Raw genomic sequence first — 13,330 nt, 5'->3', positions numbered from 1 at the left:
TAATCATTAGCATTTAGGTATTCATAGGTATAATTATACCTATGAATGAGAGACGTGATCATACCTCTTGTCTATTTAGAAAACAAGTAAAATGGTAGGAGCTATGTTTATAATCCATTGATACAGCTTTGGCGCAGTCACTACATTGGTAAAATGACCAAAAGGTGGAAAGAACCTTTATAATCTGGATTCCCGGAATTTATAACGAGGTAGTCTACAATTGCCGATATTACAACATTCTCACCTCGTTATACAAAAATATATGTAACGAGGATTTATATGTGTAAATCCCTTTATAATCACATTCCTCGTTATAAAATAGTGTTTTTTTCGGGAATCCAGGTTATAAGTGCCTAAGAATTAATATTCCAACCTAGGTATAATTTAGTGGGAAGTCTAAGATATTACTTCCAATTAGTAGTAAAAAGCTAAAGCGTCCTTCTAGAGGTCAGAAATCAAAAGTCAGATTGGAAGAAATTGACGAAAGAGCCAATTTCGTCTATACTTTCTTACTTCTTAAAAAAAGAAGGCTAATCATTAGTTGATTAGACCTCTTAGTTGACCCGAGATTTAGGAAGCTCCAGCTTCTTCATATTCCACTCTAGCTTCACCTGCACGGCGGTATTCTTTTAATACAGCATCCTGGATCTTTGCACGGGTACCGGAATTTATCGGATGTGCAATATCCCTGAATTCACCATCCGGAGTACGCTTGGATGGCATTGCCACAAATAGTCCATTGTTCCCGTCAATAACACGAATATCATGGACAACAAATTCCTGATCCAAAGTAATCGAAGCAATTGCTCGCATTCTTCCTTCTGTATTAACGCGGCGTAATCTTACGTCAGTTACTTCCATGATGTTTCACCACCTTTTCCCTTTTGAACTTATCTTAATAGTTCAACAAAACTATTTAAATTCCTGCTAAATTGCAAAAAAAATTTAAAAAGTTTTAGGATGTATAGAGGAAAAGGGGTATTTAATTTAAAAACAGTTCAGATTTCTCTAATTTCCCATAGAAAAGTTCCCTGGATTAACTTTAATATATTTCTGTTTTATATCAACATTTGATATTTTTACTAACGATGTATAATTTTCCACAACACGTTCCTCTTCTTCATCGTCTGCTTCAGCCAGCACACCAATTGCTTTTACATTTGCATTAAATTCAGCCAATAAATTAACCATACCGGTAATGGTTCCACCGGCTTTCATAAAATCATCAATAATACAAACATTAGCACCTTCCTGCAAACTCCGCTTTGGAAGAACCATCGTTTGAATCCTTCGTGTTGAACCAGAAACATAATTAATGCTCACAGAAGACCCCTCCGTTACTTTAGGATCTCTACGAACAATTACAACAGGTACATTAAGAAATGAGGCAACAGCATAGGCTAATGGAATTCCTTTAGTAGCAACGGTAACCACAACATCAATATCCAAATTAGAAAATGTTGACGCAAATACCCGGCCTATTTCTCTAGTCTTTTTTGGGTCGCCCAATATATCACTTATATAAAGATATCCGCCCGGGAGAATTCGAACAGGATCCTCTAACATCTGGCATAATTCTTCGATAAATTGTTCACTTTTTTCACGGGAAAAATCGGGAATATACTTAACCCCACCAGCGGCTCCAGTAACTCTTTTCAAATAGCCTAATCCCTCATTTTGAAAAACTGAATTTATAATATCCAGGTCTTCACTTACAGAAGCTTTAGTTGTATTTAATAACGTTACGAAATACGGTAATTGTTTATGTTCCCATGGATTTTCAAGAAAAAAATTTGTCAATGCAACTAGTCGATTACTTCTTTTCATTCCTACACCTCAAAACCGAATATTTACATTTAAATATACCATCATTATATGCTTTTAGGCAATAATTAACCTAGCAGACGAACCAGATACACTTCCTGGCAAAAACCGCGCATTCCATTATAAATACGCTTTGCTTTACTATAATGCTCAATTAAACTATACACAGTAGGTCCACTTCCACTCATAAGAACTCCTGATGCCCCTGCCAATATCATGGCGTTTTTTATCCGCTGTACTTCCGGATAAACATGAAGTGTGATTTCTTCCAATGCATTTCCGATGTTAGCACACATTCGCTTAAAGTCTTGATTTATTAGGGCATCGATAATTTCAGCTGTATTTGGATGTGCAAGCTTCTCTAGGTTGATTCGTTGAAAAATTGTTCTTGTAGAAACCCCAATATCAGGTTTTGCTAACACAACCCAACACGGCGGAGGTGAAACTAACTTCTCTACTCTTTCTCCACGCCCTTTTGCAATTCCTGTATTCCCATATACACAAAAGGGAACATCTGAACCAATAGTGGCTCCTAATTCTGCTAGTTCGTCCATTGGTATATCCAAGGACCATAATCGATTTAACCCTCGCAATACAGCAGCAGCATCTGAACTTCCACCACCAAGCCCTGCAGAGACTGGGATATTTTTTTCAATCGTAATATGGACACCTGTAGTTATCCCATATTTATTTTTAAATGCTGCAGCAGCCTTATATGCCAAATTCCGTTCATCACTTGGCACATATCTACTTTCTATAGAAATTCCAATATGATCCTGCTCTAAGGAGTTTAGTTTAATACGATCTGCTAAATCGATAGTTGTCATTAGCATTTCCACATTGTGATACCCATCATCACGTTTACTCAGCACATCCAGAGCCAAGTTTATCTTTGCTGGCGCCTTCTCATAAAGTGCCATCAACGTCACCCACTTTTCACGAACTTAAAAAGATAAACAAATTGTAACATATATCGAAAGATGATGGCGACTGCTAAGAAGCGGAGGCAAGGGATCGAAGACGCATGGGTTTTTATGTATGAAGTATCCATTGCTTATGACGGCAGTTTAGAGCTGGACAAATCACACGGAGCTGTTGACGATATCCTCTCGATCCGGGGGATATTTTCCCGATCCGGACGATATTTTCATTCTCCGGGCGATATCCCCTCGATCCGGGCGATATTTTCGTTCTCCGGGCGATATCCTCTCGATCCGGACGATATTTTCGTTCTCCGGGCGATATCCTCTCGATCCGGACGATATTTTCGTTCTCCGGGCGATATCCTCCCGCTCCGGACGATATTTTCGTTCTCCGGGCGATATCCTCCCGCTCCGGGCGATATTTTCGTTCTCCGGGCGATATCCTCTCGATCCGGACGATATTTTCATTCTCCGGGCGATATCCTCTCGATCCGGGCGATATCCTCCCGCTCCGGACGATATTTTCGTTCTCCGGGCGATATCCTCTCGATCCGGGCGATATTTTCATTCTCCGGGCGATATCCTCTCGATCCGGACGATATTTTCATTCTCCGGGCGATATCCTCTCGATCCGGACGATATTTTCATTCTCCGGGCGATATTTTCCCGCTCCGGGCGATATTTTCGTTCTCCGGGCGATATCCTCTCGATCCGGACGATATTTTCATTCTCCGGGCGATATCCTCTCGATCCGGACGATATTTTCATTCTCCGGGCGATATCCTCTCGATCCGGGCGATATATTCGTTCCCCGGGCGATATCCTCTCGATCCGGACGATATTTTCATTCTCCGGGGGATATTTTCGTTCTCCGGGGGATATCCTCTCGATCCGGACGATATTTTCATTCTCCGGGCGATATTTTCATTCTCCGGGGGATATCCTCTCGCTCCGGACGATATTTTCATTCTCCGGGCGATATTTTCATTCTCCGGGGGATATCCTCTCGATCCGGACGATATTTTCATTCTCCGGGCGATATCCTCTCGCTCCGGGCGATATTTTCTCGCTCCGGGTGATATCCCCGCGCTCCTGGCGATATAGTTCCACAAACACCCTAAAAACCAAAAAGACAAACCCATCTAGAGTTTGTCTTTTTGGTTCATGTTCTGCTCGGCCATTTCGATTGCTCGCTTCACCATATTCCCGGCATCTCTTGCTTTGATGCCGCCCCAGCCTTCTTGTTGTACAGTGTCGTAAAATCCTAACTCTTTGGCTATCTCTTCTTTCAAATGGTCTGACATGATCCCACGACGTCTACCCATGAAAGAACAACCCCTTTCTGTTATCAGTTCTTACGACATTCTTAGTCTGTACGATAAATAAGATAAAAAAACAGTTATTTATATGTAAAAAAGGATATTTCAGGCATCTGAAAAAACTCGGCACACGCCTCGTCTGTCCAGATGCCAGATATCAGAGATTAGAAGATGGAATTGGAAGAAATCGACGAAAAGTAGAATTCCATAACTATTTTGCTAAAAATAAAAGCAATAGACTTTTAATTGTCTACTGCTCAAGAATTGCTGCCACTGTTCTTTCATCTGCAAAATTTAATTCTACAGTTTCTGTTAATACGTCTGCATAGCTGTATGAAACACGTTCGAATGCATTTTCGTCTTGATCCAGCTCAACTATAAAAACAGAAGGATACGTTTCTGCTAATACTCCGGATCGTATAATCGTTTTCCTTCTTCCACCATTGGCTTTTAATTTCAACCGTTTTCCAACGTGACCTTCAAGACCTTGCTTAATTTCGATTAATGTTTTAGCCACTACACTCCACCTCACTGTATTTATGATACCACAGGCTTGTTCAATAGTCAAATGAAACTTAATATTATAACAGGATACTGTTTTTCATGTCAACAGTAATTTTTACTTATGCAAATTTATTATTTGTAAATGTTAACAAAATATGTATTGTTTGTTCTTTATTTCTTCAAAAATTAAGATTGTGTACTGTTCGTCTCACCAATTGAACCACGCTCTAAGACTAAAACCAAACGAGCTTAAAAGTAGTCCAAACAGGCGGAGTAAACGACTCTCTACTACCTAACGAAGCTGAATTTAGTCTTTACGGGGGAAGAGAGTGCTTCTCTACGACAAAACGAAGCCAAATAAGATGCAAACCATCATAGAGAACGCCTCTCACAAAACATAAAATAATAAATCCTGCCTCCCGCAAATAAAAGAGATACAATGCTATTTATTCACTAAAGTCCTCCTCCAGATATGGCATACCAGTGCGCAATAAACCCCTCGTTTCCACCCCACCCATTCCTTTTTCACCAGACAATGTATTTCGCAGTGCATCCCAAACACTTACTTTATCCATGAAAGATGTATACGCAATCTTTGCTGCAATATAAACAGGATCAAGTGCATGGATATTAATTCTGTGTGGTGAGCTTGCAAAATTAGCTCCAGCACGTATAAGTGATTCAAAATGAGATTGACATGCCCCTGCAAATATAACTAGCTGATCCAGATGCGGATTTATGTTTCTGGCTTCCCGAACCGTTTCAGCAAAATACTTGGAATGCCTATATGAACGAAGATCACTTTTGACACCTTTATTTTTTAAATAAGCATCATGCCCTGTAATTACAATAATATCTGGTTGGATTTTTTCCATTAAGTAGCCGATCTCAAGTGGCATGTCTTTTTCATGTAAGTGAATACCATGAACCTGCAAACCAACTCGCTGGTATAACTGAATACACTTTTGTAAATAGGTTTGGTCTCCATCAAGATGAAGTACTTTTGCAGGTAATTGAAAAAACTGAGATGTATGATGATATCCATCGGTTGATTGATACACTCTTTTTTCTTTCATTAACTGATAATCCTGTCTGAATAAACGATAGGAGAAATCCTCTTGTTCCTTTCCCTTTTGGCGAATCTTTTCTAACTCCCTAGCTTGCACACAAACAAGATCAGTGGTGGGAGCATCTGCCTCCAAACGAATATCCTCACCAAATAAATTAACGATATCATTTTTTATCGATGCAACTCGAAATAACACATCATGCCGATATGATTTCCGAGTAACTAATTCTCCTTTTGAAAAGCTCATACATTCACCTCACAGCCTTCATTCGAGCATTCCTCCTATAGACTATGAGGGTGGATGCCTATCTGTTCCATCTGACCTTTAGAGAAATTCAGATTCACTCGTTCTTTAGCAACTATCTCCTTATACCTTGAGACATTGAAAATTTTTCTACGTCGAGATACTTCCCAGCTAAAACTCACTATCGTAAAATAAAGGAGCTATTGCCTTTTCTAAGGCAATAGCTCCTTTATTAATTAGCCGCATGATAAAAAGTATTTGCTAAACGTGCGAACTCCTCCATATCCAGTGATTCTCCACGCCTTATGCCATCAATGCCAATATCATCCAGAATTTTTGTTACTGTTTCTTTATCATATGTCCCTTTAAAGTGGCTTGTTAAATTATTCCTCAGCGTCTTCCTGCGTTGTGCAAAGCACGCTTGTACAATAGTAAAAAAATAATCTTCATTTTCAACATGAACTGGCGGTTTTTCCCTTGTAACCAATTGTAAAATACTTGAATCAACGTTCGGCTGTGGCATGAATACACTTTTAGGTACATTCATGACAACTTCTGCATGTGTATAGTACTGCACTGCAATTGTTAATGAACCGTAACTCTTACTATTTGGTTTGGCTGCCATTCGCTCCGCAACCTCTTTTTGGATCATAACAGTAATACTTTCAACAGGCAGCCTTTCACGTAATAACTTCATTAAAATAGGAGTAGTAATATAATATGGTAAATTAGCCACAATACGCACTGGTTGCCCAGATCGAAAATTCATATTTATAGCTTCTCCTACATCTGCTTCCAGAATATCCCGGTGTATTATTTCAATGTTGGAATAATCCTCAAGTGTATCTTGCAAAATTGGCAATAAACGTTGATCGATTTCATAGGCAATAACCTTGTTTGCATGAATTGCCAGCTGCTCCGTCAATGCACCAATCCCTGGTCCAATTTCTATTGCTCCGGTACCCTTACCAATTCCTGCATGTTTAATAATATTTTCAAGAGTATTTACATCAATCAGGAAATTTTGACCTAAGCTTTTTTTAAATGAAAATTTATATTTTGCCAAAATCTCCTTTGTACGCGTTGGAGTAGCGATATGCTTTTTAGGCATCCTTAATTTTCCTCCTGCTGCAGTTTACTTACTGCTTCTTCAAATTGTTCCTTCGTAATCTTAAACATCGTTAGCCGTTTTAATAATTGTTTTCCATTAGTATGTCCGATTTGTAATAACTCACCAAGCTTTTCTCGCCGCTTACTAGCTCCAGCACCACCTATAAGACCATGGCTTACCAAATCTTCCTTGTTTATCTCACTTTCCTCTAAAGCAACAAGTTCATACACATCCGCCAATGCACGTCTGATTGCTTCAACAGATGCATGCTCAATACCGAGACTTTTTTTATATGGATGCTTTGCTCTTGCTTGATCCTCTGTTAAAAAGGCATGCTTACAGCCAGGTACTGCCTGATCTACGATACGTCGAATCCGCTCACCAGGATAATCTGGATCTGTAAAAATAATAACCCCCCGCTTTTCCTTGGCATGCTTTATTTGTGTTAAAATCTCCTGATTGATTGCAGAACCATTTGTCTCAATTGTATCTGCATCAACAGCCTGGTAGATTTTTGCTGTATCATCTCGTCCTTCGACAACAATAATTTCTTTAATTTTCAACTTATTTCCTCCATTAGTAAACTTGGCATATCACCAAGTCTAGCCTTAGCTTTTACTACTTCCCAAAAAAATTTACACTTTTATTAAGATAAAAATAATGCTCTTACCATAATAGCACGGTAAGAGCATTAATCCTATATGACCATTTGCACCGAATTCAAATTAATTCAGGACTTTAACAGTAACTGTCCTTCTTCCCCAATTATAAGCGTCTTCTTTTGTAGGTACATGAACATCGATACGATTGCCTTTAATATGTCCGCCGGTATCTCCAGCAATTGCTTCCCCATAGCCTTCAACCCATACTTTTGATCCTAAAGGAATCACACTTGGATCAACTGCAATTACTTTCATGTTTGGATTAGCTCCTAAATTGATCCCTGTAGCTGTAAACCCGGAACATCCGTTGCAGCTAGCTGTAAAAGCACTTGCACTCATTGTAAATACTTCACTACTCGATTTTGACTCAGAAGAAGTCTGTGATGAATTAGATGAACTAGATTTTTTAGTTGTATTTGTTGACTGAGACTTCTTACTTGATAAGGTTACCAAATTAGTTTCCTTTTTCTGCACTGGTTCTTTTGTACCAATTGCAATAACTCGATTCTTACTATCTTCTTTAACTTCTTCACTTACTAATTCACGGCTGACTTCTTTTTTGTTTTCAAAGATTACCTCATATTTCTTTACAACCGTTCCTTCTTGCCCCTGTGTAACAACCTGTTCCTCCCCTTTCAGAAGGGAACTGTCATTTTTCTTTTCTGTATTAAAAGCTATTTTTTCTGTAACCTCTTCTGTCGCTTTTTCTACATGGACAATTGTAATGGATGTATCCTCAGTCACCTCTTCATCAATGGCTGGTTTAACTTTATCCAGTTTTTTATTGAACTTAATTTGATTGGAATCCAGTAGTTCCCCTACCGTACTACCTGTAGTCCAAACCTTCTTCTCTTTACCACCATCATTTATTGTAACTTCGTATGCTGTTGCAACTTCTATATGTAGTCCATTCTTAATTGCTTCTGTTTTATCGTGGGAAATATCATCACGCGCTGCAAATGATAAGTTCTCCTCTGACAAAAATTCCTCTATGGTATCTGTTGTTGTGTGAAATACCTGTTTATCACCATCGATTGTCACAACAACTTCCTTTGCTGTATCATACTGAATTTCCATACCGTTTTCGATCTGAGCATCCAAATCATGTGATAGGTCATCGTGCTCGCCAACGGTAATTCCTACTTCCGCTAGCAATTCTCCAACCGTATCTGTGTGTGTTGTCACTGTTTGCCTTTCATCATTATCTGTGATTACTACTTCTGCTTTCGTTAATTCAAAGAGTACTAATCCTGAAAATACGACAAGTGCTAAAACACCAATACTTGAAATAACCAGCTTCAATTTCGATGCCGGCAATAGCTTTGAAATATTTCGCATGCTCCTGCCCCCTTATACGAAACCGATTATATAAACAGTTAAAAGTAAAGTCAAAGCAATTCCGATTACGTTTCGTTTACAAATAGATTACAAATAATATTCTTCATCGTTTCCAGAACATCAAAAACAGCCAAACCTGTTGATATACTTGACTTAATTGGGTCTATTAAATTCCAAAAAAATAAGACCGGAATATGAACCAGTCTAGTAAAACACCACTTATTTTAATCGTTTTTTCATTTCATTATATTACCTATTTTATATTTCTGATATTCCAATCCCAAATAATCTACATGCATTTTTTGTTGTAGTTTGGCTTAATTCCTCGAACGATATATCTCTTAGCTCCGCAATTTTCTCCGCTACTAGTTTTACATATGCAGGTTCATTCCTTTTTCCGCGGTTTGGATGTGGCGCAAGAAATGGTGCATCCGTTTCGACCAACAAACGATCTAAAGGAACTCGGGCAGCAACCTCTTTTGGCTCTTTAGCATTTTTAAAGGTGACAGGACCTCCCAGTGAGATATAGAAATTCAGATCAAGGCATGCTTGCACATAGTCTGCAGAATCATTATAGCAATGCATAATCCCACCTACTGCTTGTGCATCTTCCTCCTGTAAAATTTCAATAATATCTTCAGTAGCTTCACGATTATGAATAATAATTGGCATGTTAACTTTTTTTGCTAAACGTATTTGTTTACGAAAAACCTCTTTTTGGATATCCTTATGCGATTTATCCCAATGGTAATCCAAGCCCATTTCACCGATTGCTACCACTTTCGGATGGGCAGCTAAGTCTTCAATCCAAGTTAAATCCTCCGCTGTCATATCAATCGCGTCAACGGGATGCCACCCGACTGCTGCATATATCGTTTCATTTTGTTCAGCAATTTCTATTGCCAATGGAATTGTTTTACGATCAAAGCCAACCACCACCATGTAATTTACGCCTACATTAAATGCACGTTGAATTGTTTCATCACGGTCTTCCATAAATTGATCGGCATTTAAATGGACATGTGTATCGAATAACACATTAATCATCCTTTCAGTTAAAGACTTTTTGTCATATTCTAGAAGGCTCTTTTTATAAACTCCGGACTGCCCCTACGTTCGCCCATCAAACTACAGCTGCTTTTATTATACTTCGTTTCTATCGAAGGCGACGTATGCGCTTGATTATGTTCCGCTGCGGTCCGTTGCTTTTTAGCGGAAACGGCTACAGCCTCGGGCTAGCAGGTGGCTTGTCATGAAGGCGCCTGCGACAATAGTTCTTGAATCGGCAAGCAAGCGCAGTCCTTGGACGACACATTTTTAGCCTTTCATCCCCATAACCACTCTGAGGATCTTCAGACACGTGCTAGGACTTCGATGAGACGAACCTGCAAATCACTTCAGTGGGACGAGCAATGTATAATCCCAATCTATGCGAAAACAGGTTTTCAGTATTAAAATACCCCGCTTAATTTTTCAGCAGGGTATTTTATTATATTGAATTATTATTTACGAAATAACCGAGCCATTTGCAGCATCAGCTGGTGCTTCGATGATTTGCAGTTTTCCGTCATATTCTGCTGACAGAATCATACCCTGACTAACTTCTCCACGCATTTTCCGCTGTTTCATGTTAGCAACAATGACAACTTTCCTACCAATAAGGTCTTCAAGATTTGGATACCACTCCGCTATTCCTGAAAGAATTTGACGATGGCGCTCGTCCCCAGCATCCAGACGGAATCTTAATAGTTTATCCGCACCTTCCACTTTACTACAATCAATAACTTCTGCGACTTTTAATTCAACTTTATCAAAAACATCATAATTAATTTGCTTTTCCTTCACAGAAACCAGCTCTGTTTCTGTTGGATCCCATGCATCCTCTTCCATCGCCTTAGAACCACCGGACATTTGATCTTTAATATAGGTCACTTCCACTTCACTTTCCAATCGCGGAAAGATTGGAGTTCCTTTTTCAACTACTTTTGCATTTACCGGGAACTCGCCAAACTGAACAGCTTCCCAATCACCGGCAGCATCATCCTCGATTCCAAGCTGGGTGAAAATTTTACCCGGTGCATGAGTTAGAAATGGCTGAAGCAACGCCGCTGCAACACGTAGACTTTCCGCCAGATGGTACATAACACTCGCTAATTCGTCTTTTTTCGCATCTTCTTTTGCTAGCTTCCAAGGCTCTGATTCATCAATATATTTGTTCGCACGTGAAATTAATGTCCATATATGGCTTAGCGCACTACTGAATTGCATGTTCTCCATTTCTTCCTGATACTCCGTAATCGTATGTTCAGCAGTTTGTTTTAAATCTTTGTCAAATGTTGTTACATTTCCATTATATACTGGAACTCTACCTTCAAAATATTTGTTTATCATGGCTACTGTACGGTTTAGCAAGTTTCCTAGATCGTTAGCTAAATCATAATTAATCCGCGAAATAAAATCTTCTGGTGTAAAGACACCATCACTGCCAAATGAAACTTCACGCATCAAATAGTAGCGCAACGCATCTAAACCGTAGCGTTCCACCAGCATTTCTGGATAAACAACATTTCCTTTAGACTTGGACATCTTTCCATCTTTCATTAACAACCAGCCATGTCCAAAGATCTTCTTCGGCAATGGCAAATCCAAGGCCATTAACATGATTGGCCAATAAATGGTGTGAAAACGTACAATTTCCTTACCCACCATATGAACGTCCGCAGGCCAATACTTGTCAAATAATGTTGTATCATCTGACCCGTATCCAAGTGCTGTTATGTAATTTGCTAAAGCATCAATCCACACATACACAACATGCTTTGGATTACTTGGTACTTTAATCCCCCAGGAGAAGACTGTACGGGAAACAGCTAAATCTTCCAACCCTGGTTTGATGAAATTATTTATCATTTCCTTCTTACGGGATTCAGGTTGAATAAATTCCGGATGCGTATCGTAATAATTTAACAAACGATCCGCATAGTTACTCATTTTAAAGAAATAAGATTCTTCCTTAATCAATTCTACCGGATGCCCGCTATCCGGTGACTTCCCAGCAATTACATTTCCAGCTTCATCACGTTCCACATCAACTAATTGTGTTTCTGTATAGAAGGTTTCATCGGGAATAGAATACCAGCCTTCATATTCATCAAGATAAATATCACCCTGCTCCAAAAAACGTTCAAAAATAGCTGCAACTACTTTCTTATGTGTAGTTTCTGTTGTACGAATGAATTTATCGTTGCTGATTTCCAGCATGCTCCATAGCTTTTGCATTCCCTCAGCCATGCCATCAACATATTCCTGTGGCGAAATTTGTAATTCGTTCGCTTTGTTTTCAATTTTCTGCCCATGCTCATCACTTCCCGTTAAGTAAAAAACGTCAAAACCAACCATTCTTTTGTAACGTGCCATAACGTCACAGGCAATTGTTGAATAAGCATTTCCAATATGCAGCTTTCCGCTTGGATAATAAATTGGTGTTGTTATATAAAATGTTTTTCCATCTTTTGGCACTGTTTTACCTCCTCAGGAGCCTTCATCTCATTAATTAAAAACTATTTCTATTGTAGCGATTATTATGTATTTTGCCAAATCCTATTTACAACATGATTCCCATTTGACTTATCTTTTATAATTAGCATAAAAACATAGCTTTATTTATATTTTAACATCAAAATAATAGAGATTTCCATCATACATCTTCATCCGAAATCATTAAATTTTCTCACTTATTTCTATTTTTTGCTAAATATTATTGACAAGAAAGGCTTTGATTGTTATTCTATTAAATAAACAGATGTCGAAATATGGCGATTTTTTTATTAAATTATTTTAAAAACTGAATGATACTGTAGTTTATTAGCGGTGTTCTTATTATTCTGAGGGGGAAGAAAGATGAAGTCTACTGGTATTGTGCGAAAAGTTGACAGACTTGGGCGTGTAGTAATCCCTATTGAACTGCGTCGTACGCTTCATCTCCATGAAAAAGATTCCATGGAGATATTCGTAGATAATGACAAAATTGTTTTAAAGAAATATAATCCAAACATGACATGCCAGCTTACTGGTATAACTTCCGATGAAAATTTAGCATTAGCAAATGGCAAGTTAGTACTCAGCCCTGAAGGTGCAAATCAATTAGTGGAAGAGATTCAGTCACGCCTTGATACACAGACAGTTTCACATAAAGAAGAAATAGAATAAGTTACAAAGACGGCTGACGCTTGCACTTTGCACGTCGGCCCTCTTTTTTCATCTTTTCTTGCACCCCCCCTGGCAAGGTACAAGCTGAGCGGCTTAACACAAGACCTTAGGAAAGCAAATTGTTTGC

The 13,330-nt window shown here is 38.8% G+C and carries 15 protein-coding genes; 1 reads left to right on the top strand and 14 read right to left on the bottom strand.

The window, feature by feature from the left end; genetic code table 11:
* Positions 1 to 570 precede the first annotated feature (570 nt).
* The 14 genes from spoVG to metG form a co-directional block, all read right to left on the bottom strand.
* Positions 571 to 861 carry a septation regulator SpoVG gene (gene spoVG, locus AC6HVZ_RS11905; RefSeq protein WP_497558388.1) on the bottom strand — a complete coding sequence of 97 codons (291 nt, stop codon included), beginning with the start codon at positions 859 to 861 and terminating at the stop codon, positions 571 to 573.
* A 147-nt stretch (positions 862 to 1,008) separates the two neighbouring features.
* Positions 1,009 to 1,827, bottom strand: a complete 819-nt coding sequence (gene purR, locus AC6HVZ_RS11900; protein ID WP_497558387.1) for a pur operon repressor — start codon at positions 1,825 to 1,827, stop codon at positions 1,009 to 1,011.
* 65 nt (positions 1,828 to 1,892) lie between these two features.
* A complete protein-coding gene (gene ispE / locus AC6HVZ_RS11895; RefSeq protein WP_497558386.1) occupies positions 1,893 to 2,744 on the bottom strand; it encodes a 4-(cytidine 5'-diphospho)-2-C-methyl-D-erythritol kinase in 852 nt (283 codons plus the stop codon).
* Positions 2,745 to 2,856: 112 nt separating this feature from the next.
* A complete protein-coding gene (locus AC6HVZ_RS11890) occupies positions 2,857 to 3,315 on the bottom strand; it encodes a hypothetical protein (protein WP_497558385.1) in 459 nt (152 codons plus the stop codon).
* The gene (locus AC6HVZ_RS11885) at positions 3,312 to 3,515 is read right to left on the bottom strand and encodes a hypothetical protein (RefSeq protein ID WP_497558384.1); all 204 of its coding nucleotides are present in this window, start codon (positions 3,513 to 3,515) and stop codon (positions 3,312 to 3,314) included. The genes AC6HVZ_RS11890 and AC6HVZ_RS11885 overlap by 4 nt, the downstream gene beginning before the upstream one ends.
* Positions 3,512 to 3,883, bottom strand: a complete 372-nt coding sequence (locus tag AC6HVZ_RS11880; RefSeq protein WP_497558383.1) for a hypothetical protein — start codon at positions 3,881 to 3,883, stop codon at positions 3,512 to 3,514. Before AC6HVZ_RS11880 ends, AC6HVZ_RS11885 begins: the two co-directional genes overlap by 4 nt.
* Before the next feature lie 6 nt (positions 3,884 to 3,889).
* The gene (locus AC6HVZ_RS11875; protein WP_497558382.1) at positions 3,890 to 4,072 is read right to left on the bottom strand and encodes a small, acid-soluble spore protein, alpha/beta type; all 183 of its coding nucleotides are present in this window, start codon (positions 4,070 to 4,072) and stop codon (positions 3,890 to 3,892) included.
* 244 nt (positions 4,073 to 4,316) lie between these two features.
* Positions 4,317 to 4,583, bottom strand: a complete 267-nt coding sequence (veg, locus tag AC6HVZ_RS11870) for a biofilm formation stimulator Veg (RefSeq protein WP_497558381.1) — start codon at positions 4,581 to 4,583, stop codon at positions 4,317 to 4,319.
* A gap of 433 nt (positions 4,584 to 5,016) precedes the next feature.
* Positions 5,017 to 5,886: a sporulation peptidase YabG gene (yabG, locus tag AC6HVZ_RS11865; protein ID WP_497558380.1), complete on the bottom strand. Its 870-nt coding sequence runs from the start codon at positions 5,884 to 5,886 to the stop codon at positions 5,017 to 5,019.
* 229 nt (positions 5,887 to 6,115) lie between these two features.
* Positions 6,116 to 6,994, bottom strand: coding sequence for a 16S rRNA (adenine(1518)-N(6)/adenine(1519)-N(6))-dimethyltransferase RsmA (rsmA, locus tag AC6HVZ_RS11860; protein WP_497558379.1), 879 nt, complete (start codon positions 6,992 to 6,994; stop codon positions 6,116 to 6,118).
* A 2-nt stretch (positions 6,995 to 6,996) separates the two neighbouring features.
* Positions 6,997 to 7,557 carry a ribonuclease M5 gene (gene rnmV, locus AC6HVZ_RS11855; protein ID WP_497558378.1) on the bottom strand — a complete coding sequence of 187 codons (561 nt, stop codon included), beginning with the start codon at positions 7,555 to 7,557 and terminating at the stop codon, positions 6,997 to 6,999.
* 162 nt (positions 7,558 to 7,719) lie between these two features.
* Complete coding sequence (locus AC6HVZ_RS11850) at positions 7,720 to 8,994, bottom strand: resuscitation-promoting factor (protein ID WP_497558377.1); 1,275 nt, start codon at positions 8,992 to 8,994, stop codon at positions 7,720 to 7,722.
* 258 nt (positions 8,995 to 9,252) lie between these two features.
* Entirely contained in the window at positions 9,253 to 10,032 is a 780-nt protein-coding gene (locus tag AC6HVZ_RS11845) for a TatD family hydrolase (RefSeq protein ID WP_497558376.1), read from the bottom strand.
* Between the two features lie 468 nt (positions 10,033 to 10,500).
* Positions 10,501 to 12,513 (bottom strand): methionine--tRNA ligase, encoded by a 2,013-nt coding sequence (metG, locus tag AC6HVZ_RS11840; RefSeq protein ID WP_497558375.1) that lies wholly within the window; start codon positions 12,511 to 12,513, stop codon positions 10,501 to 10,503.
* Positions 12,514 to 12,894: 381 nt separating this feature from the next.
* Between metG and AC6HVZ_RS11835 the strand changes: the two genes are divergently transcribed.
* Positions 12,895 to 13,203, top strand: coding sequence for an AbrB/MazE/SpoVT family DNA-binding domain-containing protein (locus AC6HVZ_RS11835; RefSeq protein ID WP_497558374.1), 309 nt, complete (start codon positions 12,895 to 12,897; stop codon positions 13,201 to 13,203).
* The last annotated feature ends 127 nt before the right edge of the window (positions 13,204 to 13,330 follow it).

The sequence above is a fragment of the Oceanobacillus sp. NCCP-135 genome (genome assembly GCF_059698015.1).
This window is presented reverse-complemented; position numbering and strand designations above follow the sequence as displayed.